At 60.7% G+C, this 24,042-nt stretch carries 20 protein-coding genes and 1 riboswitch; of the genes, 8 read left to right on the plus strand and 12 right to left on the minus strand.

The window, feature by feature from the left end:
• Positions 1-15: 15 nt before the first annotated feature.
• From accA to KUV52_RS08480, 3 genes are read left to right on the plus strand one after another with little or no spacing between them, the layout of a single operon-like run.
• Positions 16-975 carry an acetyl-CoA carboxylase carboxyl transferase subunit alpha gene (gene accA / locus KUV52_RS08470; RefSeq protein ID WP_222525507.1) on the plus strand — a complete coding sequence of 320 codons (960 nt, stop codon included), beginning with the start codon at positions 16-18 and terminating at the stop codon, positions 973-975.
• On the plus strand, positions 966-2,312 hold the full coding sequence (gene tilS / locus KUV52_RS08475) for a tRNA lysidine(34) synthetase TilS (RefSeq protein ID WP_222525508.1): 1,347 nt from the start codon (positions 966-968) through the stop codon (positions 2,310-2,312). The genes accA and tilS overlap by 10 nt, the downstream gene beginning before the upstream one ends.
• Positions 2,313-2,331: 19 nt before the next feature.
• Positions 2,332-4,275, plus strand: coding sequence for a monovalent cation:proton antiporter family protein (locus KUV52_RS08480; protein ID WP_222525509.1), 1,944 nt, complete (start codon positions 2,332-2,334; stop codon positions 4,273-4,275).
• 2 nt (positions 4,276-4,277) lie between these two features.
• Here the strand turns inward: KUV52_RS08480 and KUV52_RS08485 are convergent, their stop codons facing one another.
• Entirely contained in the window at positions 4,278-5,399 is a 1,122-nt protein-coding gene (locus KUV52_RS08485; RefSeq protein ID WP_222525510.1) for a patatin-like phospholipase family protein, read from the minus strand.
• Positions 5,400-5,507: 108 nt separating this feature from the next.
• Positions 5,508-7,220: a proline--tRNA ligase gene (locus KUV52_RS08490; RefSeq protein ID WP_222525511.1), complete on the minus strand. Its 1,713-nt coding sequence runs from the start codon at positions 7,218-7,220 to the stop codon at positions 5,508-5,510.
• A 164-nt stretch (positions 7,221-7,384) separates the two neighbouring features.
• Here KUV52_RS08490 and KUV52_RS08495 point away from each other — a divergent pair, with 164 nt between their 5' ends.
• Positions 7,385-8,977, plus strand: coding sequence for a CHASE domain-containing protein (locus tag KUV52_RS08495; protein WP_222525512.1), 1,593 nt, complete (start codon positions 7,385-7,387; stop codon positions 8,975-8,977).
• Here the strand turns inward: KUV52_RS08495 and KUV52_RS08500 are convergent.
• From KUV52_RS08500 to KUV52_RS08525, 6 genes are all read right to left on the minus strand, one after another.
• Positions 8,974-9,537 (minus strand): acyltransferase, encoded by a 564-nt coding sequence (locus KUV52_RS08500; protein WP_222526814.1) that lies wholly within the window; start codon positions 9,535-9,537, stop codon positions 8,974-8,976. The two genes, KUV52_RS08495 and KUV52_RS08500, sit on opposite strands and share 4 nt — an antisense overlap.
• 53 nt (positions 9,538-9,590) lie before the next feature.
• On the minus strand, positions 9,591-10,292 hold the full coding sequence (gene tsaA, locus KUV52_RS08505; RefSeq protein WP_222525513.1) for a tRNA (N6-threonylcarbamoyladenosine(37)-N6)-methyltransferase TrmO: 702 nt from the start codon (positions 10,290-10,292) through the stop codon (positions 9,591-9,593).
• Positions 10,285-10,668, minus strand: a complete 384-nt coding sequence (gene rcsF / locus KUV52_RS08510) for an Rcs stress response system protein RcsF (RefSeq protein ID WP_222525514.1) — start codon at positions 10,666-10,668, stop codon at positions 10,285-10,287. Before rcsF ends, tsaA begins: the two co-directional genes overlap by 8 nt.
• 48 nt (positions 10,669-10,716) lie before the next feature.
• Complete coding sequence (locus KUV52_RS08515) at positions 10,717-11,979, minus strand: amidohydrolase (protein ID WP_222525515.1); 1,263 nt, start codon at positions 11,977-11,979, stop codon at positions 10,717-10,719.
• Between the two features lie 12 nt (positions 11,980-11,991).
• Entirely contained in the window at positions 11,992-15,048 is a 3,057-nt protein-coding gene (locus tag KUV52_RS08520) for an amidohydrolase family protein (protein ID WP_222525516.1), read from the minus strand.
• 163 nt (positions 15,049-15,211) lie between these two features.
• Positions 15,212-15,607, minus strand: a complete 396-nt coding sequence (locus tag KUV52_RS08525) for an H-NS family nucleoid-associated regulatory protein (RefSeq protein ID WP_222525517.1) — start codon at positions 15,605-15,607, stop codon at positions 15,212-15,214.
• A gap of 336 nt (positions 15,608-15,943) precedes the next feature.
• Here KUV52_RS08525 and KUV52_RS08530 point away from each other — a divergent pair, with 336 nt between their 5' ends.
• The 4 genes from KUV52_RS08530 to KUV52_RS08545 all read left to right on the plus strand — a co-directional run bounded on the left by KUV52_RS08530 (position 15,944) and on the right by KUV52_RS08545 (position 20,263).
• Positions 15,944-16,693: an electron transfer flavoprotein subunit beta/FixA family protein gene (locus tag KUV52_RS08530; protein ID WP_222525518.1), complete on the plus strand. Its 750-nt coding sequence runs from the start codon at positions 15,944-15,946 to the stop codon at positions 16,691-16,693.
• The gene (locus tag KUV52_RS08535; RefSeq protein WP_222525519.1) at positions 16,693-17,619 is read left to right on the plus strand and encodes an electron transfer flavoprotein subunit alpha/FixB family protein; all 927 of its coding nucleotides are present in this window, start codon (positions 16,693-16,695) and stop codon (positions 17,617-17,619) included. Before KUV52_RS08530 ends, KUV52_RS08535 begins: the two co-directional genes overlap by 1 nt.
• A 123-nt stretch (positions 17,620-17,742) precedes the next feature.
• Positions 17,743-17,940: riboswitch (Lysine riboswitch) on the plus strand.
• A 79-nt stretch (positions 17,941-18,019) separates the two neighbouring features.
• A complete protein-coding gene (locus KUV52_RS08540; protein ID WP_222525520.1) occupies positions 18,020-19,606 on the plus strand; it encodes a Na+/H+ antiporter NhaC family protein in 1,587 nt (528 codons plus the stop codon).
• A 78-nt stretch (positions 19,607-19,684) separates the two neighbouring features.
• Entirely contained in the window at positions 19,685-20,263 is a 579-nt protein-coding gene (locus KUV52_RS08545; RefSeq protein ID WP_222525521.1) for a thymidine kinase, read from the plus strand.
• Between the two features lie 61 nt (positions 20,264-20,324).
• On the opposite strand, the gene KUV52_RS08550 is transcribed toward KUV52_RS08545, so the two are convergent.
• The 4 genes from KUV52_RS08550 to KUV52_RS08565 form a co-directional block, all read right to left on the minus strand.
• On the minus strand, positions 20,325-21,086 hold the full coding sequence (locus tag KUV52_RS08550; protein ID WP_222525522.1) for a hypothetical protein: 762 nt from the start codon (positions 21,084-21,086) through the stop codon (positions 20,325-20,327).
• A gap of 210 nt (positions 21,087-21,296) precedes the next feature.
• Entirely contained in the window at positions 21,297-22,523 is a 1,227-nt protein-coding gene (gene pepT, locus KUV52_RS08555) for a peptidase T (RefSeq protein ID WP_222525523.1), read from the minus strand.
• A 141-nt stretch (positions 22,524-22,664) separates the two neighbouring features.
• Entirely contained in the window at positions 22,665-23,330 is a 666-nt protein-coding gene (locus KUV52_RS08560; RefSeq protein WP_222525524.1) for a CoA transferase subunit B, read from the minus strand.
• Between the two features lie 10 nt (positions 23,331-23,340).
• On the minus strand, positions 23,341-24,042 hold the full coding sequence (locus KUV52_RS08565) for a CoA transferase subunit A (protein WP_222525525.1): 702 nt from the start codon (positions 24,040-24,042) through the stop codon (positions 23,341-23,343).

Below are 24,042 nucleotides of genomic sequence, written 5' to 3' on the forward strand. Positions count from 1 at the left end.
GAAAAGAGTATTGGTATGAGCCTGGAATTTCTGGAATTTGAACAACCGATCGCGGAACTGCAAGCCAAGATCGAAGAGCTGAAAAACGTCTCCCAAAATGGCGATCTGGACCTGGATCTGCAAAAGGAGATCTCTCAGCTGGAGGAGAAGCGCGAAGGGCTGACCCGCAAAATCTTCGCCTCTCTGGAGCCGTGGCAGGTGGCCCAGATGGCCCGCCATCCGCTCCGTCCCTATACCCGGGATTACATCGACGCGATGTTTACCGAGTTCGACGAACTCTGTGGTGACCGCGCGTTTGCCAACGATGAGGCGATCATCGGTGGTACTGCCCGCTTTAATGGTCAGCCGGTGATGGTGATTGGCCACCAGAAAGGCCGCGACACCAAAGAGAAGATCCGCCGCAACTTCGGCATGCCTCGTCCGGAGGGTTATCGCAAGGCCCTGCGCCTGATGGAGATGGCAGAGCGTTTCCGCATGCCGATCATCACCTTTATCGACACCCCTGGCGCCTACCCGGGTGTGGGTGCCGAGGAGCGTGGCCAGTCTGAAGCGATCGCCCGCAACCTGAAGGTGATGGCTGGCCTGAAAGTGCCGACCATCTGCACCGTAGTGGGTGAAGGTGGCTCCGGTGGCGCTTTGGCCATCGGTGTGGGTGACCGCGTCAACATGCTGCAGTACTCCACCTACTCCGTTATCTCCCCGGAGGGCTGTGCCTCCATTCTGTGGAAGGATGCCGGTAAGGCCTCTCTGGCCGCAGAAGCGATGGGAATCACCGCAGACCGCCTGCATGAACTGGGCCTGGTGGACAACGTGATCCGCGAGCCGATGGGCGGTGCCCACCGGGATGTGGCGATGATGGCGGACGCCCTGCGCGCTCGTCTGGAAGAGGACCTGGCGGTACTGCAGGGTCTGGACCTGGATACCCTGCTGTCTCAGCGCTATGAGCGTCTGATGGGGTACGGTTATTGTCGCTAAACGACGCCCTGGCGCGGCTTGACGCCGCGCTGGCCGAAGCCCTTCGGCCCCACCTCGACACTGGTGGCCACATCTGGCTGGCTTACAGTGGCGGGGTGGATTCTGAATTGATGGCGCTTTGCCTGGCCCGCTGGGCAAAGCACCACCCCTCACACGGCATCTCCCTTATCCATGTTCATCACGGCCTGTCAGCGTACGCTGATCAGTGGGCCGCGCACTGCCGTGCCCAGGCGCAGCAACACGCGCTGCCGCTGGAGGTGCTTCATGTCAGTCTGAAGCAGGGGCCGCGTGTCAGTGTGGAAGCCAGTGCCCGTGAGGCACGCTATCGGGCGTTTGCCGAGCGGATGAAAGCCGGAGACCTGCTGCTGACGGCGCACCACCTGGATGACCAGGCGGAGTCATTCTTGCTGGCACTGAAGCGGGGCAGCGGTCCACTGGGGTTATCGGGCATGGCCCCGATCCAGCCGTTTGCTGGCGGGCTGCAGATCCGACCCTGGCTGGGAATCCGACGCCGCGAGATTGAAGCGGCGGCCGCCACCCTTTCCCTCAGCCATATTGAGGACGACAGTAATCGGGATCCCCGCTTTGATCGCAACTTCCTGCGTCTGGACGTGTTGCCCATGCTCAATGAGCGCTGGCCCGGATTCAGTCAGGCGGTGGCGCGCAGTGCCATACTGTGCGCTGAGCAACAGCAGTTGTGCGATGAACTGGCGGAGCAGGATCTTCATCGATACCGCCGGGAGGACGGTGCGCTGAGCGCATCCGCTTTGCTGGTGTTGTCCGATGCCCGCCGCAACAATCTGGTCCGCTACTGGCTCAGGGAGCAGGGGGCCCGGTTGCCCAGCCAGGTGCAGATGGGCGCGATGAAAGCGCTCTGGCTGGCCAGGGAGGACGCGCAACCTCAGCTGGATTGGGGTACCCACACCTTAAGGCGCTTTCAGGATGGCATCTACCTGTTGGCCCAGCAGACGGCAACGATGCCGAATGAAGAGAACATCAATCTTGAAGCGCCGCTGACGCTGGCCAATGGTGAGCGTTGGAACTTTGAGTTGGCTGAAGAGGGGCCGAGACTCCTTGGCCCGGGATGCGGACAGCGGGTTACGGTTCGCTACGGTCTGCCCGGCACCTTGCGACTGAAACCGGCGGGCCGATCTGGCTCCCGCCCCCTTAAGAAACTCTGGCAGGAGTATGGCGTGCCTCCCTGGCAACGTGGTCGCGTGGCGATGCTCTGTTACGATGGTGAGGTAGTGGCGGCGCTGGGCCATTGGATAGAGAGCCACGCACTGTGCCAAACGGGGCAGGGCTGGCAGCCGGTAGCACAAAAGACAGAACAGTAACGACGGAGAAGTACTAAGGATGGATCACGGCTGGCTCGAAACAGGATTGGCGATGGCAGCCATGGCCGTATTGGCGTTGTGGTTGTGTCGCCGTTTGGGGTTGCCGGTGATTCTGGCCTGGTTGGGGCTGGGGTTGCTGGCGGGTCCACAGGGACTGAACTGGCTGGCCCCGGATGAGATCCACCTTGTGGCGGAGCTGGGCATCGTCTTCCTGATGTTTTCCCTTGGGCTGGAGTTCTCGCTGCCCCGATTGTGGGCGATGAGAAGCCGGGTATTTGGCCTTGGCTCCCTCCAGGTGCTGGTGACCGGTGGATTGGCCTGGCTGATTGCGCTGGCACTGGGGATCGACCTCCGTTCCGCACTGGTGGTGGGGGCGGCCATCGCCCTCTCTTCCACCGCCATTGTGTTGAAACAACTTGATGAGCAGGGCTGGCTCAACCGCCGTCATGGCGAGTTGTCGGTCAGCATCCTTCTGTTTCAGGACTTGGCGGTTATCCCCCTGCTGATCATCATCCCCATGCTGGGCTCCGACAGCGCCGGTACCGCGTTGCTCGTCGAGCTGGGCTGGGCGCTGTTGAAGGGGCTGGCGGCCTTTGCCATTCTGCTCTGGGCTGGCGGCTATCTGCTGCCTCGCCTGTTTGATGAGGTGGCCCGCTCCCGCTCCGAAGAACTCTTTGTGCTGACCACCCTGGTGGTGGCGTTGGCCACCGGTTTTGTCACCTTATGGCTGGGCCTCTCCATGGCGCTGGGGGCCTTCCTGGCCGGTATGCTGCTGGGTGAGAGCCAGTATCGACAGCAGCTGGAAGCGGACATCCGCCCCTTCCGCGATCTCCTGATGGGCCTGTTCTTTGTTTCGGTGGGCATGCTGCTGGATCTCAGCCTGGTGATGGACCACGCCCTTCTGCTGATGGGACTGGTGCTGTCGGTGGTGGTTGGCAAGAGTGCCGTCGTGATGGGGCTGGCGGTGGCCAGTGGGGAGAAACAGAAAGACGCGCTGGCCACCGGGCTGTGTCTGGCTCAGATCGGCGAGTTCAGTTTTGTTCTGATCGGTCTGGCCCTGACCTGGCAGGTGATTGACCCCACTCTGGCCAACCTGCTGGTGGTTACCGGTGTCATCTCCATGGCGTTGGCGCCCGCTTTTATCAACCACTGTCTGGATCTGGCCAAGCGCCTGATTGGGCAGGGGCACCAGTGGACCAGCGAGCAACAGGAGCAGATCCATCTGCCGCAGGAGGACCATGCGCTGCTGCTGGGGTATGGCCGGGTGGGGCAAACCATCGCCCGATTCCTGCGTAAAGAGGGGATCCCCTATACCGCGCTGGACCTGGACCCTATCCGGGTACGAGAGTCCCGCCGGGGCGGTGAACCGGTCCTGTTCGGGGATGGCCGCCGGGGGGAGATCCTCAAGCAGGCGGGCATCGAGCAGGCAAAACTGGTGGTGATCACCTTCGACAACCGACGTGAGATCTTCAATCTGCTCGACTGCATCCGGGAACTGGCACCGGATTGCCGGATCCTGGTTCGCACCCGGGATGACGATACCCTGATGGCGCTGGAGCAGGCAGGGGCCGACCAGGTGATCCCTGAGAGCCTCGAAGGCAGTCTGATGCTGGTGTCCCAGGTGCTTTACCAACTGGGGGTGCCGTTACCGGTGATCCTCAAGCGGCTGGAACGGGAGCGGCGTCGCCACTACCGCACGCTGCACGGTTTCTTCTCAGGCGAAGGGCGGGGCAGTGAACTGCTCCATGGGGTGACGCTGCCGGAGGGGGCCTGGGCCGTTGGCCGCTCCCTCTCCAAGGTCTCACTGAACCACTGGAAGGTCAGCATCGAGGGAGTCCAACGGGAGCATGATCGCTTAGAGCCTCGGGATGACCTGGTGCTGCGCCCCGGGGATACCCTGCTGTTGATGGGGGCTTCCAATAAGCTGGATCGCGCCGAACGCCGTCTGCTGGACGGGTACTGAGACTACAGCCGGAAGAAGTGCTTCAGCTCGCCCTTGCGGGCCAGCGCGTCCTGATAGCCCAGCTCAATCAATTCCCGGCAGTAGGGCGCTTCAAACATCAGGTAACTCATCAGACTCGATTCGCTGTCCTTGCGAACGCCGATGGTGCGCAGAAGCAGGCGCACGGCAAGGGGCAGCCGGTGGTAGTGCCGCCGGGCAATCTCATCTAGGTCCTGAGAGGGCTTAAGCACCAGGGTCTCAATGGTTCTCAGAGGCTGGTTGTCGCGCTCCGGGAGTGGGATCAGGGCCAGTGAGCGGTTGATCCGCTCCAGTCGCTCCAGATCCGAGTTAAGGGTGTCGGAGAACACGGTGTCCAGCAGGTGGCCAGCGATGTCGCTGGTGGCCGGGGCCTTATGGCGGGTGGCCACGGGCTGAGTGCGATGGGGGCTGTCCAGGTTCACCACCAGCAGTCGTGAGGCGCCCAGATGGATTGGGGGACTGAGTGGGGAGAGTTGCAACACCGAACCGTCGCCATAGTGGTCGTCCCCCAGACGCACGGAGGGGAAGATCAGCGGAATGGCGCTGGAGGCCAGCAGATGATCAATGGTCAATCGGGCGGGCTCACCCCGACGGCGAAATCGTTGCCAGGGCAGCAGGCTGTCGTTGCCCTGGTAGAAGTTCACTGAGCAGGGTTGGTGGTAGCGGCTGACGGAGAGGGTAACGGCCCGCAGGTAGCCCTGATCGATATGGCGGTCCAGTCGCTCCAGCGGCAACACCTGCTCCAGCAACCCCCTTAGTGGCCGGTTATCCAGCAGGCTGGGCGGGCGCCCCGCCAGCCTTCGCCCCAGTGCCAGGTGGCCGAAGTGGGAGAGCATGCCACCGGCATCTGCGCGGTAGACCTGTTGGGTGGAGAAGTTCTGCCAGACCCACTCCAGCTTACGAACCCCAAGATGGAAACAGCTGGCGAAGCAGGCCAGGGTGGTGACATTGATGGCACCGGCGGAGGTGCCGCAGAGGATAGGGAAGGGCAGGCCGTGGTTGCGGGGATAGAAGCTGGCGATCGCCTTGAGCACTCCCACCTGATAGGCTGCGCGCCCACCGCCCCCACTGAGTTGCAATCCGTACTCACTGTGCGCCCCGTCCATGCTTTCCCCTGAAGGCCTGCTTATGGATTGATTTTAGTCAGGTTTCCCCCAGGTCGAAAAGGCAAAAAAAACCAGGGCCGGAGCCCTGGTTCTTCGTTAGCGGTGTGTTCAGGCAAACTTGGCCTTGAAGAAGGACACCACGTCATCGATGGCCAGTTCGGACTTTTCGCTGCCCTTGCGCACCTTGTATTCCACTTTGCCTTCGTCGATGCCGCGGTCACCAATCACGATGGTGTGCGGAATGCCGATCAGCTCGTGATCAGCAAACATCACGCCGGGACGCTCTTTACGGTCGTCGAACAGCACTTCAATGCCCGCAGCGGTCAGTTCGGCGTACAGCTTCTCTGCCAGCTCCTCAACGCGATGGGATTTGTGCATGTTCATCGGCAGGATGGCCACCTGGTAGGGGGCGATGGCATCCGGCCAGATGATGCCGCGGTCGTCGTGGTTCTGCTCGATGGCTGCGGCAACGATGCGGGATACACCAACGCCGTAGCAACCCATGATCAGCGGTGTGGCTTTGCCGTTCGGATCCAGAACGGTGGCGTTCATGGACTCGGAGTACTTGGTCCCCAACTGGAAGATGTGACCCACTTCGATACCACGGGCGATCATCAGAGTGCCCTGGCCACAGGGGCTGGCGTCACCCTCAACGACGTTACGCAGGTCCGCCACCTTAGGCAGGGCAACGTCGCGCTCCCAGTTGATGCCGAAGTGGTGCTTGCCTTCGATGTTGGCGCCAGCGCCGAAGTCGTTCAGCGTGGCGACGGAGCGGTCCACGATAACCGGGATCGGCAGGTTTACCGGACCCAGGGAGCCCGGGCCGGCACCGATGGCCGCGCGGATCTCTTCTTCGGTGGCGAAGGTCAGCGGAGCAGCCACTTCAGGCAGTTTTTCCGCTTTCACTTCGTTCAACTCGTGATCGCCACGTACCATCAGGGCCACCAGTTCGTGCTCGGCGCCTTCGGGGGCCTTCACGATCAGGGTCTTGACGGTTTTCTCGATGGCCAGGTCAAACTGCGCCACCAGTTCGGCGATGGTCTTGGCGTTCGGGGTGTCCACCAGAGTCATCTCCTGGGTGGCTTCACCGCGCTCACCCAGGGCAACCGCTTCCGCCTTCTCGATGTTGGCGGCGTAGTCGCTCTCGGTGCTGTAGGCGATGGCGTCTTCACCGCTCTGAGCCAGTACCTGGAACTCGTGGCTGTGGCTGCCACCGATGGCACCGGTGTCGGCCAACACCGGGCGGTAGGCCAGGCCCATACGCTTCAGGATGCGGCAGTAGGCGTCGTACATCGCCTGATAGGTTTCATCCATGGTTTCCTGGTCGAGGTGGAAGGAGTAGGCGTCCTTCATCAGGAACTCACGGGCACGCATCACGCCAAAGCGGGGACGGCGCTCATCGCGGAACTTGGTCTGGATCTGGTACAGGTTGATCGGCAGCTGCTTGTAGGACTTGATCTCGTTGCGAACCAGGTCAGTGATCACCTCTTCGTGGGTCGGGCCCAGAACGAAGTCACGATCGTGGCGATCCTTGAGGCGAGCCATTTCGGCACCCATGTCATCCCAACGACCGGTTTCCTGCCACAGGTCAGCCGGCTGAACCACTGGCATCAGAGTTTCCACGGCACCCGCCCGGTTCATCTCTTCGCGAACGATATTTTCCACCTTGCGCAGGACACGCAGGCCGCTTGGCAGCCAGGTGTACAGACCGGCAGCAAGCTTACGGATCATGCCGGCGCGCATCATCAGCTGATGGCTGACGATTTCCGCGTCGGAGGGAGTCTCCTTCATGGTGGAGATCAGGGTTTGGCTGGTACGCATGGTTGTGGAATCCAACTGCAGAAAAGTAGCCGAGTATTTTATCAATTCATTGAGACAAGTCTATCGCCCTGAGTCCCCAATTCGTGCGGTTTCCGGTGGCAGTGAGCGCCGCAATCTCCTACTCTGGGGACAACGACAAGGACGTTACGAGGCAAAGGATAAAGGTGCATCGCTCTCTCTTCCTGCTGACCATCTCACTGCTGGGCTGCGCGTTCTCCTTCGGCGTGGCATACCGTATCGCACAAGCGGAACAATCGCTGCTCGAAGAGGAGTTCCGGCACAGCGCCGAAATTCAGGCCCAGATGGTGAGTTGGCATCTGGGGTCCGCCTTTGACACCCTTACCAATCTAGGCGTGCTGTTTCAGGGCTCAGAAAATGTGAGTCCCGAGGAGTTTGCCGTCGTGGCGGAAGGGATGATCAGCCGCCACCGGGAGATCAAAGCGCTGGAGTGGGTGCCGGTGGTCAACCACCCGCAGCGGGCCGAGATGGAATCGGCCTGGCGGCTCCGCTACCCCGGTTTTACTTTCAGCGAACTGGTCAACGGTGTGATGGTGGAAGCACGTCCCCGCCAGACCTACTTTCCGGTTTACTACGTTGAGCCTCTGGCAGGCAATGAACGCGCATTCGGGTTTGATCTCGGCTCTGAGCCGGTGCGATTAAAGACGCTGCAGGAGGCCAGGGATCAGGGCGAGATGCGGGCCACCGGCGCCATTCAACTGGTTCAGGATGGTCAGGTGACGCAATCGGTCCTGGTGATGCTGCCGGTGTATCGGGGGATGCCCGGTACCCTGTCCAGTCGTCGTGATGCCTTGATGGGGTATGTGCTGGGGGCCTTCCAGATAGAATCGTTGGCGCAGATCCTGTTTTTCAATCGCGCGCACAGCCGCATCGATTTCCGCTTGCTGGATGACAGTGCGGATGGCGAGGTGCTGGTGACGGTGGGTGATTTTGATGAGGCGATGACCACCTGGACGCATGATATGCCGCTCAAGGATGTGGCGGGTCGCCAGTGGCGGCTGCAGGCGCGTCCTCAGGTTGGGTTTTTCAGGGAGCAGCGGACACTGATGCCCTGGGTTATCGCCGTTGGCGGGCCACTGCTGGTGCTGATCCTGGCCAGCATGGTGTATCAACTGACTCAACGTAACCGGGCCATCGCCGCACTGGTGGAGCAACGCACCGAGGAGTTGGATGAGGCGAACCGTAAGCTGATTCAGCTGACCCTGACTGACAGCCTGACCGATGTGGGTAACCGGCGCCAGTTTGATCAGTGGTTGGGAGCGGAGTGGGACGCCGGGCGGCGCAGCGGCCGGCCCTTGACCCTGATGCTGGCGGACGTCGACTTTTTCAAAGCTTACAACGACAACTATGGGCACCGGGCCGGAGATAAGGCGCTGCGACAGATTGCCACCACCTTCAAAACCGGCCTGCACCGCCCCCGGGACTTGGTGGCCCGCTACGGCGGTGAGGAGTTTGCCTTGCTGCTGCCGGAAACTGCCGATAACGTGCCGTTGCTGGCTCAGGCCCTGTGCGACGCTATCGCCCGGTTGGGGATCCGCCATGAACACGGTGGCCTGACTGGTGTGGTGACGGTCAGCATCGGGGTGGCCACACTGGTTCCTGCCGTGGACCAGACGCCGGAAAACCTGGTCGATCTGGCGGATCAGGCCCTCTATCGGGCTAAGTCTGAGGGGCGCAATCGGGTGGTCTGCTACGGGGGAAAGGTGACGCTGCAACTGGCGCCGGAGCGCGCCGATTAATCGTCCCGGCGGTCCCCGATAATTCGGGCCGGGCTGCCTGCCACTTTGGCGTAGGGGGGCACATCCCGGGTCACCACGGCGCCCATGCCGATCACCGCGTGATCACCGATGGTTACGCCATCGACGATGCCCGCCCGGGCGCCAATCCACACATCCTTGCCTATCACCACCCCTTGTGAGGTGACCGGCTGCTGGTAGAGCGGCCGGTCCAGCGCCATGCCGTGGTTGAAGGCGTAGATGGAGACGCCGTGGGCAATCCGGGTCTGGTTGCCAATTCGGATCCCGGCCCTTCCGCCATCCAGGCTGCAGCCGTGGTTAATGCTCACTTCCCCTTCGATGTGGATGGGGCCATGGAGGAAACAGTTGGCGGCAATCATGGTACGGGGCCCGATATGGACCGGACGGCCCGGCTCCGCAAACAGCGCCAGATCCGGGGCCAGGAAACACGCCTCGCCAATGGTCACGGTTTCCAGGGCGGCCAGCCGCGACTGGATCTCCGCCTGCCAGGGCTCCGCCCAGGCTCGGTGTTTGGGCTTGAGACGATAATAGAGCCAGGGCATCCAGGCGAGTCGACGTTGATGCTGAGCGCGGTACGCTTCCGGGGTCAGAGCCGTCACACCCGCACCACTTCGCACACAGCGTTGACGCCGTCGATCACCTGCCAGCGCAGATCCCAGTCATAGAGCTGCACGCCGTAGACCCGCTCCGGCTCTGCTTGCTGATAGGCGGGGCGGGGGTCCTGAGCCAGCACCTGGCGGGCCAGTTCGATAAAGCCGGGCTGGGCCTTCTCAGCGGCGGCCAGTTGGGCTTCCGCCTGAGGCTGCACGCTCATCGGCATCTGCTCAGGCGCGTCGTGAGCGTAGCCCCCCAGGGCGTCCGGGTGGGCATCGGAGTAGGGAATATAGGGTTTGATGTCGTAGATGGGCGTGCCATCCAACAGGTCGATCCCTTCCACCTCCAGGTAGTGCTGTTTGCCCTGCTGACCGATGCCGTGCAGTCGCACCACGGATAGGCCCAGGCCGTTGGGACGGAAGGTGGAGCGGGTAGCAAAGACGCCGAGCCGCACATTGCCGCCCAGACGGGGAGGGCGCACCGTGGGTTTCCAGCCCTGTGCCTGGTTCTCATGGAAGCCCCAGATCAGCCAGAGGTGGGAGAACTGCTCCAGCCCCTTCAGGATCTCCGGGCGATTGCACTCACCCTGCAACAGCAGTCGCCCAATGGCGGCGGGCACCAGGTTGGGCTGACGTGGGATGGCAAACTTCTGACGATAGGGGGATTGGCACAGGGCCACCGGTGTCAGCAGGTGCTCAGTCATCCTGAGACTCCAGCTTCAGCGCTTTGCCATAGCAGGCGCGAGCGCTGGTGCAGCCCGGCTGCTCCTCGAGAGGGATGCATTGATGCAGGCGCACCGCGTTGGCTCCGAGTTTGCCCGCTTCCAGCCGCATCTCGGTGCGCGCGTCCGCATCATTGGCTGGTACATCCTGAGGACGTTGCTGACAGCTGATCCCTTCCACCAGACCCAGTACCTCAGCGTTGCCAATGGGCGTCTCCGGGCTCAGCAGTTGAACCTGGCTGGGGGCGAAGTACTGCTCGAATTCGGAGCGATCCAGGTTGGAGTCGATGGCGTAGTCACCGGCACAACCGGTCAGGGCGAGGCCGCACAGCGGCAGAAGGGAGAGAAGACGGGGCATAAGCTCATCAGAGTGATCAGAGTATGCCCCGATTGTATCAAGGATTTATCAGCGCTGGCGGTACTTTTGGTAGAGCCGCTCGTGGCGGTTGTCCAGGTCCACCAAACGGCCATCCAGGTAGAGACCGACGACGTTGCCCTGGGCCATATCCAGCAGGTCGCCCTGTGTGATCACCAGACTGGCGCGCTGGCCAACGGCCAGGTCACCCAGCCCTTCAGCACCCAGCAGTTGAGCGGGGACCGAGGTGATTGCCGCCAGAGCCACGTCACGGGGCAGACCATAGGCGACGGCCTGACCGGCCGCGAAGGCCAGGTTTCGGCTGTCCCAGCTGCCGGTCCATGCCAGTGCCAGGGTGATGCCACTGTCGTGCATCAGTGACGGCAGGGAGAAGGCAAAGTCGTAGGGCTCGTCAACACGGCGCGGCAGCCCATTGGCGTGGGTGTAGATCACCGGGATCGCCATGGCCACCAGTCGCTCTGCCACCCGGACCGCGTCGTACCCGCCCACAATGACCGCCTTGAAACCGTATTGCTCGACCAGGTCCAGAGCCTGGTTGATCTGACGGGCATCGTCCGCATGAATAAACAGGGTCAGCTTGCCCTCAAACAAGGGTCGCATCGCTTCCCACCGGGTATCCAGAGGCAGGGAGCCATCCTGGGCCAGATGATAGCGCTGGGCCGCTTCAAAGGTCTGGTATACCTCCTCAAGGCGGTTTTGACGCTGCTTCTGGGTCTGCTGACGCGCGTCGCTGTCCCCCTGGGGCAGATCCGCACGGGGCCAGTAAAGGTGCAGGCCGGTATCCTGCTGTACCAGACTGTCCCGCAGGTTCCAGCCGTCCAGCGATACCAGAGCGGAGCGGCCGGCAAGCAGGTCTCCCTCCGGTACCAGTTGGGCGTAGCCAATGCCGTTGCGGCGTACCGTGGGGATCACCTCGGAGTCCGGGTTAAAGGCCACACTGGCGCGAAGCTGGGGGTTGTGGTCGGTCACTTCGTAGCTGTCCACGGTGCTGCGGACCATACCGATCTCCCGCAGGCCTAACTGGCTGTCCAGCGCCACCATGGTGGGGTAGAGGTGGTAGCCGGTGAGGTCGCGGACCTCGGCATCAGCGGGAACGCTCAGTTCAGTGCCGATGGCCAGAATCTTGCCATCCGCCATCAGTAGGTCCGCTTCAGGCAGCTCGCCCTGAGCGACGGTGTGAATGGTCGCGCCTTTAAGCAGCACCGGACCTTGCGCCTTGCCGGGCAAGAGGTCATGGGCCTGAACTGGCACCAGGCTGGCCACCAGGGCCAAAGTAAGAGTCAACAATCGCATGCTTTGGATTCCTTAGTGGTGATGCATGACCAGACGGCCATTCACAAAGTGGCTGATGGAGTCGCAGTGCCATTCCGGTGTCTCTTCCGGAGTCACATCGCTGTCACCACTGCCTGCCGGAGCATCGTCTTCAAGCAGCTTCTGCAGCAGGGCCTGACGCTCCTCGGCGATGCGCTGTCGCTCCGCCTGGTCCCGACTCCGGTCAAAGTAGGCCTGACCGGCAATCCAGGTGGTTTCTGCCCGGGCGTAGACCGACAGCGGATTGTCACTCCACAGCACCAGATCCGCCTGTTTGCCCTCTTCAATGGAACCCACCAGATGGTCAATCTTCAGCTGCTGTGCCGGGTTGATGGTGATCATCTTCCAGGCTTCCTCGGGGCTCATGTCGCAATACATCACCGACTTGGCCGCTTCCTGATTGAGTTTGCGGATCAGGTCCCGGCTGTCGGAGTTGATGCTGGTGTTCACCCCCTGCTCGGTCATCAGGCAGGCGTTCTGGGGAATGGCGTCATACACCTCGAACTTGTAGGCCCACCAGTCAGAAAAGGTGGAAGCGGTGGTGCCGGCGGCAGCCATCTCCCGGGCCACCTTGTACCCTTCAAGAATGTGGGTGAAGGTCTGAACCTTAAAGTCCATCTCCTGCGCCAGATCCAGCAGGGCGATGATCTCCGACTGAACGTATGAGTGAACGTGGATGTGGCGCTGCTCCTCCAGGATCTCGGCCAGTGCTTCCAGACGGTAGTCAGGACGCGGTGCCAGAGTGCGGCGTTGAGTGCTGCGGCTCATATCCTGGTATTCCGCCTGAGCAGTACGGTACTCCCGCGCAGCCTGGAACGCGTCACGGTATAGTGCCTCGACGCCCATCCGGGACTGCGGGTAGCGGGAGACATAGTCATCCCCCCAGTTGGACTGCTTGACGTTCTCTCCCAGGGCAAACTTGATGCTGGCTGGGGCGGCGCTGAATTTGAGCCCCTCCGCGCCTTCACCCCAGCGCAGCTGAATGGTCTGCGCCTGACCGCCAATGGGGTTGGCGCTGCCGTGCAGCAGTTGGGCGGTGGTTACGCCTCCGGCCAGAGCGCGGTAGATATGGATATCGTTAGGGTCCAGAACGTCGCCAATCCGCACTTCAGAGGTGATGGCGTCCGACCCTTCGTTGGTGCCGCCATACAGCGCAATGTGGGAGTGCTCGTCGATGATCCCGGCACTGAGGTGTTTGCCGGTGGCATCAATGATTCGGTAGCCACGCGGGGTCTTCAGATCCTGGCCAATGGCGCGGATTTTGCCGTTGTGTACGAGAACGTCGGTGTTGGTGAGTACACCGGCCTTGGAGGAGGTCCACACCGTGGCGTTCTGAATGTGCAGGGACTCCGCTTCCGGCAGGGCGCTCAGACCAAAGGCACGGTTGGGGTGGGTGAGTCGGCTGACGTAAGCGTCAACGGCGCTCTTCTGGGCCGTCGCGGCTTCCTCCTGCTCAATGTTCAATGCAGACAGAGTCAGTGCCTCCATCTCGCCACCGGGCTGCAGCAGGGAGCCTCGCATCCCCTTGCCATCGGCGACAAAGGTAAAAACGGAGATGCCCGGGATACCAAGCGCATCCAGGCGCGCTTTGGCGCTGAGGTGCTGAGGCGTGACGGTGAGGTCAAACAGGTCGATGGTGGCTTCGCCCATGGACAGGGTGCCGCTGAGTGAGTCCGGATTGTCCATCGTGAGCAGCAAGGGGTTATCCCCCAGGGTCAGCTCATATTCACCCAGATAGGGCGCCGTATGATCCAGGTTGATGGGATGGTGCTGACCGCGAAGATAGAGCGCTTCGATGGTGCCATCCTTGAACAGGTCGCCTCGGGCAACGACCAGGTCGGCGCGATAGCCGGGGGCAATTTTTCCTGCCTGATCCTCAACACCGGCGATCCGGGCGGGGACGGTGGTCAGCGCGGCCAGGGCTTCATCCTGGCTCAGGCCGTGGTCGAGAGCGGTGCGCAGTCGGGGCCAGAACTGGTCCCCCTCAATGCCATGCTGGGTCAGCGCAAAGGGCAGGCCAGCCTCGGCAACCGCAGCGGGGTTGCCCGGTGAGCGCTCCCAGTGACGCAGCTGCTGAAGGCTGATATCCAGCGCGTCGTTCACGCTTTCCAGGCTGGGCTTGGCGGCCTGCTTCAGAGGCAGAATCAGAGTGGCCTGCCACTGGGTCAGGTCCTGAAGACGTTCAAACTCAAGCCCGGTGCCCACCACGGTCGGCTTGACCTGAAACTCGTTGAGCAGGCGCAGGGCACGAAGGGAATCGTCCGGATGGTGGCTGGCGAAGATCACCGATTGACTGGGCAGGTCACGCAGCGCCTCAAGGCTGAGCTGACGCTCCAACTCACTGACCAGCGATTTATCTCCCTGCTCCTGATACCAGCGGGCGTCTGACAGCGTCTGACGGATCAGCGCCATCGCCCCCATGATGGACGCGGGATATTCCTGGTAGGCGCTGCCACGATCAAAACTGAGTTGATGGGCACCGTCGGTTTGATAGATCAATTCATGACTGTTGCCCTGTCCAAGGGAAACCGTCACTCCTCGTCCCTGAAATACCCCATCCTGATAGGCGGAATGAACACTGGTAAATCCGTTGTTCAACCAGTTCTCTGCGGAGTCGTCAGGATGAAAATGTTCCGCCCAGCGCATTTCACTGTGTACTGCGCTGTTATGGTGACGAGCACCGACCGGAGATATTTGGTAAACCGGGGCTTCTTCTGGGGCTTCGGGATATTCCCAGCTCAGTCCATATTGAGAATAGGGATCAATAAATCCCGGATACAGGGTATAGCCGGTCAAATCGACTTCAAATGCCCCTTTGGGAATCTCACTGTGCTCAGAAACCGTACGGATAATGCCGTTATCAATGATGATTGTGGCGTTCTCAAGCACCTTTCCCGGTTGTGTCACTATTCGTGCATGGGTCAGTGCTGTGAGGCTGGGGGTTTTATCCCGGATACCTAATTCTGGCTGGATTTGATTTGCCAATCCTGGCTGACTGATTAGGCTGAGTCCGGCCAGGACGCCTAATACCCTTTGTCGTTCCACAACCATGTGGCACTCCCTGTTCTAATTATTGCTGAGTGGGGAGGGCATTATCTGGTGTGGGCCACAGGCTTGGCAACCTTGGGGTTACATCTCAGTCACGGAAAATGTAACGAGGGATGAAACAAAAAACGGCCGCCTAAGCGACCGTTTCATCAAGCAATGATGCCAATTACTTAATCAGGAACTCATCCAGAGAGTGGCCAGCGTCCAACTTCTCTTTGATGGCCTTGGGAGTACGACCCTGGCCGGTCCAGGTGATGTGCTCGCCATCAACAACGATTTCGTACTTAGGCGGACGCGGAGCGCGCTTCTTGCGAGGAGCGGCTTCGGCCATAATATTCAGTTCTTCCAGGCTGATGCCATCTTCAGCCAGCTGTTTGCGGATGGCTTCAATTTTGGCCAGACGCTCTGCATTGGCAGCACTTTCAGCGGCCAGTTCTTCTTCACGCTCTTCTGCAATCTTCTGCATTTTAGCGATTACTTCGTTCAACTCATCCAGAGTCAAACCTTTTAATTGGGCTTTCAGGCGACGACCGTGAGTCAAGATCTCAAGAAAATCTACCATGTTGCTTAAACCTTTTCTGAACACTTGGAGGGGTCTAATAAAACTACTACCTGATTATAATAGTGTCATTTCAAATTGAAAGCGTATTTTTTGTGTTCATTTTGTCCTAAATCCTTTCCAAATTATCCTAATCCCGGCGTATTTCTTATTCAGTCTCGGTTCACCTTCGTTTTGGATTAGTGAATATCGTTGGTTTTTGGTGAGTGAATAATCTCTATTAATCTTCAATAACCCCGCTGCCAAGCGCCCTTCAGCACCATGTTGACGTTTACGTTAACAGAAAGTAGAGTGAGGCCAGGATTGCGGCACTGTGCCGGTACGCAATAAGGACTGACAATGAAGATTCTCGTTCCCGTCAAACGGGTGGTAGACGCCAATGTAAAAGTGCGCGTCAAAGCGGATGAGTCCGCTGTCGAGCTGGCCAACCTGAAAATGGCCCTCAACCCCTTCTGTGAAATCGCGGTTGAAGAAGCGGTTCGCTTGAAGGAGCAAGGTAAGGCCACCGAAGTGGTGGTGGTCACCATCGGCCCCAAAGCCGCGCAGGAACAACTGCGCACCGCGATGGCGCTGGGGGCCGATCGGGCCATCCATGTGGAAACCGATGAGGAGTTGGTGCCGCTCTCCATTGCAAAGCTGCTCAACGCTGTTGTGCAAAAGGAGCAACCGGAGTTGGTGCTGCTCGGCAAACAATCCATTGACGGTGACAACAACCAGACCGGCCAGATGCTGGCGGCTCTGATGGGGGCGGCCCAGGCCACTTTCGCTTCCAAGCTGGAGGTGAGTGACGGCGGTGTGCAGGTGGTGCGCGAAATCGATGGCGGCCTGCAGACCGTACAGGTCAAGCTGCCTGCCGTGATTACCGCGGATCTGCGCCTGAATGAGCCCCGCTACGCTTCCCTGCCCAACATCATGAAAGCCAAGCGCAAGCCTCTGGACACTCTGAGTGTTGAGGCCCTCGGTGTGACCCTCGGTCAGCACCAGAAAGTGCTGAAGGTGTCGGCACCGAGTGAGCGTAAGGCTGGCGTTATGGTGGGCTCCGTTGAGGAGTTGGTGGACAAGCTGAAAAACGAAGCGAAGGTGGTGTGATGGCGATTCTGGTAATTGCAGAGCTGGATACCCAGCTGAAAGCGGACACCGCCAAGGTGGTGAGTGCAGCCAAAGCCCTCGGTGGTGATGTGCATCTGTTGGTCGCCGGGCATCAGGTTGAGGCCGCCGCACAGGCGGGCGCAGCTCTGGACGGCGTAACCCAGGTGCTGGTAGCCGATGACGCCCGTTTCGAACATGGCCTGGCGGAAAACCTGGCCGACCTGGTGGTCACACTGGGTCGCGAGTACAGCCACATTCTGGCGGCCGCGTCCGCTCAGGGTAAAGACCTGCTTCCCCGCGTGGCAGCCCTGCTTGATGTCTCCATGCTCTCCGATGTCGTCAGCGTGGAATCGGATGACACCTTTGTCCGTCCCATCTATGCGGGTAACGGGATGGCGACCGTACAGTCTCTCGACCCGATCAAGGTGCTGACCGTTCGTACCTCGGCGTTCGATGCAGTGAGCGAGCAGGCTCCTGCCGCTGTTGTTGCGGCCAGTGGTGGTGCAGATACCGGCCTGAGCCAATTCGTGGCGCTTGAGCGCATCGAGTCTGAGCGTCCGGAACTGGGCGCGGCACGGGTAGTCGTATCCGGTGGACGGGGTCTGGGCAGCGGTGAGAACTTCGCCCTTGTGGATGCCTTGGCCGATGCGCTGGGTGGGGCTGTCGGCGCTTCCCGAGCTGCGGTGGATGCCGGTTACGTGCCCAATGACTACCAGGTTGGACAGACCGGTAAGATCGTGGCGCCGGAGCTGTACATTGCGGTCGGGATCTCCGGTGCCATTCAGCACCTGGCAGGCATGAAGGACTCCAAAGTGATCGTGGCGATCAACAAGGACCCTGAAGCGCCCATCTTCCAGGTGGCGGATTACGGCATCGAGGGGGATCTGTTCGAGATCCTGCCGAAGCTGACCGAGCAGCTTTCCTAAGCCATTCAAATTGGCCGCTCTGTGAGCGGCATCACAAAACGGCGGCATTTTCTGGCGAACCCTATCGCCAATGTGGTTAGAATGCCGCCGTTGTATTGCCCATTCGAGGTAATGCAACTGCCTAAGAAAGGTAGAGGCGCACCGCCTATCAGTAATCCGGAGTAGGGTGATTCCCGTTGAGTCCGGACCAAAGGAGTCGGTGCCGAAGTGCGACGGGCGTCATCCCGCCGTGCTGGGGTCGTATCGAACAGGTACGACACTGCCATAGTAATCTCTGTCAGGACGACAGCAGTGGGTTTACTATGGAGCGCTACTGAAAGGACGGTGGATCACTTCTCATATCCCCCCGCGGTGTATTGCCGTGTCAGTTGCCTCCATCTCATAACGACGACTATAAAAGATGGTTTCCATGCAATTCGCCAATACGGCGTTCGCGCTGCTGCCGCCGGTAGTGGCCATTCTGATGGCGGTGCTTACCCGCCGAGTTCTGCTTTCCCTGGGTGTGGGTATCCTGCTGGGTGCCCTGATGCACAACGGCTTTGCCCCGTTGGCTACCCTCTCTGACCTTGCTGATCGGGTGGTGGGTCTGTTTATCGACGATGGTGCTATCGAGTCCTGGAACATGCCGCTGATCGGCTTCCTGTTCGTGCTGGGCATGACCATCGCCGTGATCAACGTGACCGGCGCTGCCAAGGCCTTCGCCCACTGGGCCCGTAAGCGCGTCAAAACCCGTCGTGACGCCCGTCTGATGACCATGATGCTTGGCTTCGTGATCTTCATCGACGACTATTTCAACACCCTGGCCGTTGGCTCTGTCGCCAAGCCGGTAGCCGACGACCATAAGATCTCCCGCGAGGAACTGGCTTACGGCGTCGACTCCACTGCTGCGCCGGTATGCGTGATGGCACCCATCTCCTCCTGGGGCGCCTACATCGTGGGTTTGATCGGCACCGTGTTTGCTGCCCGCGAAATCACGGAGTTCAGCGCACTGAACGCCTTCCTGCAGATGATCCCGATGAACCTGTACGCGCTGACTGCCCTGGCGCTGCTGGCCTGTGTCATCATCTTCAACCTGCAGATCGGCCCGATGGCCAAGGCCGCCCAGCGCGCCACCGAAACCGGCCAGCTGTGGGATGACAGCAAAGGGCTGCCGCCGGGTGCTGACCTGGACCTGCCGGAAGCAGACAACGGCTCCGTTTGGGGTCTGCTGCTGCCGATCCTGGCTCTGGTGCTGGCTTCCGTGTACTTCATGCTCGCGACCGGTGCTGCCAATATGGGTGATGAGCCCTTCTCCGTGATGGGTGCCCTGGAGAATACCGACACCACCATCGCCCTGTTTTACGCCTCGCTGGTGAGTCTGGTGGTGGCTTTGGGCACTGCGCTGTATCAACGCCTTTCTGGCGGCATGATCGCCAAGGCGCTGGTCAGCGGCGCCAAGTCGATGCTGCCTGCGGTCTACATTCTGTTGTTCGCCTGGACCATTGCCGGCGTTATCCGTGACCTGGAGACCGGTACCTACCTGGCCTCCATGGTGCAGAGCAATATGCCGATGTGGTGTCTCCCGGTTCTGATCTTCCTGCTGGCGGGAGTGACCGCGTTTGCCACCGGCACCAGCTGGGGCACCTTCGCCATCATGCTGCCCATCGCTGCGGACATTGCGATCGCCAGTGAAATGGCGATGCTGCTGCCGCTGATGGCGGCGGTGCTGGCCGGGGCCGTATTCGGTGATCACTGCTCCCCCATCTCTGACACCACCGTGCTGTCCGGTACCGGTGCCGGCTGTCACCATATTGACCACGTGGCCACCCAACTGCCTTACGCGATCTCCGCTGCAGTCATTGCGGGTCTGGGTTACCTGGCCATCGGCATCACCCACTCTGCTCTGGCTGGCTTTATGGTCAGCGCAGTGGCTCTGGTGGCCTGGGTGCTGGTGATGCGCGCCTACTGTGACCGCTCCATTGCGATGCCGAGTGCGTCACAGGCCTAAGGGTTTGGAACAACCGGCGGTGGTTCCCACCGCCGGTTTTCTATAAACTGGCGCGAACGATTTTTGGGGGGTCTTCACTTGGCACAGCTCTACTTCTACTACTCGGCGATGAACGCCGGTAAATCCACCTCTCTGCTGCAGTCTGCCTACAACTATCGCGAGCGTGGCATGGTCCCGCTGGTGCTGACTGCCGGATTGGACGACCGTTACGGCGTGGGTAAGATCACCTCCCGCATCGGTCTGGAGTCAGAAGCGCTGATCTATCGCACTGAAGACAACCTGATTGAGCTGATCAACACCGAACTGGCTAAAGGTGCTGTGCACTGCATCCTGGTGGATGAGAGCCAGTTCCTGACCAAGCTGCAGGTGCAGCAACTGACCCACGTCGTCGATACCCTTGATATTCCGGTGCTCTGCTACGGCTTGCGTACCGACTTTCAGGGGGAGCTGTTTGAAGGGGCACAGTACCTGCTGGCCTGGGCAGACAAGCTGGTGGAGCTGAAAACCATCTGCCACTGTGGCCGCAAAGCCAACATGGTGGTGCGCATGGATGAGAACGGCAACCCGGTGCGCGATGGTGACCAGGTGCAGATTGGCGGTAATGACAGCTATGTCTCCATGTGCCGCACCCACTTCCGTCAGTTGGTGTGGGAGTGACGATTCCCTCGCTGATGAAAAACCGCCCCTGATTGGGCGGTTTTTTTATGCGGGTATTTGCTCAGTAGCGGAAATCCACCACCATATTGAGGAAGGTCTCACTGTGGTTTGGGCTGGACTGAGCGGGTACCTGACCATCAAACCGGGTGTTGGCGTAAACCATCTCCAGAGTAAAGCCGAGCCCGGCCTGGAAGCGGTACTCTGTTGCCAGATTTGCGCCCCAGATCTGGCCATCGGCCTTCATCGTATTCAGACTTTCCGGGTTGTCAGGATAGCCCTGCCAAAGCCCTCGGGCCTCGCCAAAGCGGTAGTAGGGCCCTCCATAGATCAACCAGCCGGCGCGGGGGCGGTAACCCAGGATCCAGGCCAGATCATAAAGCGCCAGTTCGGCGTTCCAGAGGTCATACTCTCCCTCATTGCAGAAGGCGCACTGCGCTGACTCGTCGCTGTCGAAACGCTCCGTAGCCAGACTGATCGCCTGGGACCAGTTCCCCACATCTGAGAACTCCGCATACTGACCCGCAAACTGGTACTTGATGCTGTACCGGGTTGCCTGCCCTGCGGCCGCCACCCCAAATTCCACTCCGTGACCCAAGCTGAGCCCGACCCGGCCAAGCAGGTCGCTCTCCCTCTCCTTAACGACCACCTCGTTCTGAAGCGGTACCTCCCGCTGGTTTACCTGGCCCAGGCCGATACTGGGGCGTAACGGGCGGGCGTCCACTTCGGGTCGATCCATGCGGAAGTGTTGTGGGGTAAACGAGACGGTGGTGGCACATCCGGTCAGAGCAAGACCGCATACCATCATCCATCCAAATCGCCACATCTTCCTCTCCTTGCTGAGCGACGCTGGCGCCGTTGTGGCACCCGGTTTGACCTACAGATACAGGGCGACCAGAAAAGAGCAAAACCGTCGGGGATGAAACCGCTTTTGGGCATACGGGGGAGAAAAAGAGACCGACACTGTGTTGCGTGGGGTGGGGACAGACAGAAACAGAAACGCCCCGGTGATCGGGGCGTTGTCAGTGGAGAGGATTCAGGCGCCGTATCGCTCCGCCGTCAGTTGGCTGAGTCGAACAATCACCTTCACCGCTTTTTCCATCCCCTCCAGGGTGATGTACTCATGCTTGCCGTGGAAGTTGTCGCCACCGGTAAAGATGTTGGGGCAGGGCAGGCCCTTATGGGACAGCACGGCACCGTCGGTACCGCCGCGGATCGGCTTGATGATGGGCTGCACATCGCAATCGACCATGGCTTGTCGGGCCAGTTCGATGATATGGGTGTGTGGCGCCACCTGGGTTTTCATATTGCGGTAGCCCGCTTCCCACTCAAGGCGACAGGGGTGGCCATCGGCACAGAAACGGGCCGCCAGGGCCTCAAGATGTTCGCGGCGTTTGGCCAACCCTACATCCTCAAAGTCCCGGACGATGTAGCTCAGAGTGGCTTCGGCGGTGCCTCCCTGAATGTTGGTCAGGTGGAAGAAGCCTTCGTAGCCCTCGGTGGTTTCCGGGGTCTGATCCTGTGGCATCAGGGCATGGAAGCGGGTGGCGAGGGTCAGGGCGTTGACCAGCTTATCCTTGGCGCTGCCCGGGTGTACCGAGTTGCCGGTGATCACGACTCGGGCGCTGGCGGCGTTGAAGTTCTCATACTCCAGTTCGCCCACTGGGCCTCCGTCCACCGTATAGGCCCACTCGGCGTCAAAGCGTGCCAGGTCAAAGTGGTCGGCACCCCGGCCAATCTCCTCATCAGGGGTGAAGCCGATGCGGATCGGCCCGTGCTGGATCTCCGGGTTGGCTTGCAGGGTGGCGATGGCGGTCAGGATCTCCGCCACACCGGCTTTATTGTCGGCACCCAGCAGGGTACGGCCATCGGTGGTGATCAGGGTTTGCCCCTTAAGGTCACGCAGGGCGGGGTACTGTTCCGGGCTGAGTTGGTCACCATTCGCGCCCAGCGCCACCGCTTGCCCGTCATAGTCGGTGATCACCTGCGGGCGCACGTCCAGGCCACTGGCGTCCGGGGCGGTGTCCAGATGGGCGATAAAGCCAATGGCAGGCACCGGCTTGTCGGTGTTGGCGGGGAGGGTCGCCATCAGATAGCCGCGCTCGTCCAGGTGTACGCCTTCCAGCCCCATAGTGATGAGCTCCTCATGGAGTGCTTTGGCCAGAGTCAGCTGACCGGGGGTGCTGGGGCAGCTGCTGCTGTTGGCGTCCGACTGAGTATCAAAGGTGACGTAGCGGAGGAAGCGGTCAAGCAAGCGGTTCATGAGGGCCTCGAATCGACAGGGGAAACGACCATTATGGGGAGCTTGCCGGATGGCTTAGGGGGTATGGATCACAAAAATGCCACCCAAATGGGCGGCAGGATCAGGGGAAAAAAGAGGCACCCACAGGTGCCATCTCGATATTCAGGCATTGGGGAACTGCATCTCCGGAACCCGCTCCGGCACCACCAGTTCACCGGCTGTCTTGGCGACGATCTCCTCGACGCTGACGCCGGGGGCGCGCTCCACCAGGTGGAACTTGCCGTCGTGGATCTCGATGTAGGCCAGATCGGTCACCACCTTGTTGATGCAGCCGGCGCCGGTCAGCGGCAGAGTGCACTCGGGCAGCAGCTTGGAGTTACCGTGCTTGTCGGCGTGGGTCATGGTGACGATGATGTTGTCCGCGCCGGCCACCAGGTCCATGGCACCGCCCATCCCCTTAACCAGTTTGCCCGGAATCATCCAGGAGGCGATGTTGCCGTGCACGTCCACTTCAAACGCGCCCAGCACCGTCAGGTCGACATGGCCGCCCCGGATCATGGCGAAGGATTCCGCCGAGTTGAAAATGGAGGCGCCGGTGATGGCGGTAACGGTTTGTTTGCCCGCGTTGATCATATCGGCGTCCACCTGCTCTTCGGTGGGGAAGGGCCCCATGCCGAGCAGACCGTTCTCCGATTGCAGCATCACCTGCATCCCCGCCGGGACGTAGTTGGCCACCAGTGTGGGGATGCCGATCCCCAGGTTCACGTAGTAGCCGTCCTGCAGTTCCTGGGCCACCCGCATGGCCAGTTGTTCGCGACTGAGTGCCATGTTGGTCTCCTTATCCCTGTCGTACGGTGCGCTGTTCGATGCGCTTTTCAAAGCGGCCCTGGATCACCCGGTTTACGTAGATGCCTGGGGTGTGGATCTGGCTCGGGTCCAGTTCGCCCGGCTCGACGATCTCCTCCACCTCAACCACGGTGATCTTACCGGCGGTGGCGGCCATCGGATTGAAGTTCTGGGCGGTATGACGGTAGATCACGTTACCGAACCGGTCTGCTTTCCAGCCTTTGACGATGGCGAAGTCACCGGTGATCGACTCCTCCAGGATATAGGGGCGGCCGTTAAACTCGCGCACCTCTTTGCCGTCACCCACCGGCGTACCGTAGCCGGTGGCGGTAAAGAAGGCGGGGATGCCTGCGCCACCGGCTCGCATCTTCTCCGCCAGGGTGCCCTGGGGGGTCAGTTCCACCTCCAGTTCGCCGGAGAGCAACTGCTGTTCAAACAGGGCATTTTCCCCCACGTAGGAGGCGATCATCTTCTTAATCTGACGATCCTCCAACAGCAGGCCCAGGCCGAAGCCGTCGACACCGGCGTTATTGGAGACCACGGTCAGTCCCCGGGTACCCATGGTTTTAATCTGGGCGATCAGCCCTTCGGGAATGCCGCACAGACCGAAGCCCCCGGCGATGATGGTCATGCCATCGGTCAGCCCATCCAGGGCCTCCTCGTAACTGCCGACCACTTTGTCGAATCCAGACAT

Origin of the sequence: Ferrimonas balearica (assembly GCF_019802055.1) — a bacterium.
Taxonomy (GTDB): domain Bacteria; phylum Pseudomonadota; class Gammaproteobacteria; order Enterobacterales; family Shewanellaceae; genus Ferrimonas; species Ferrimonas balearica_A.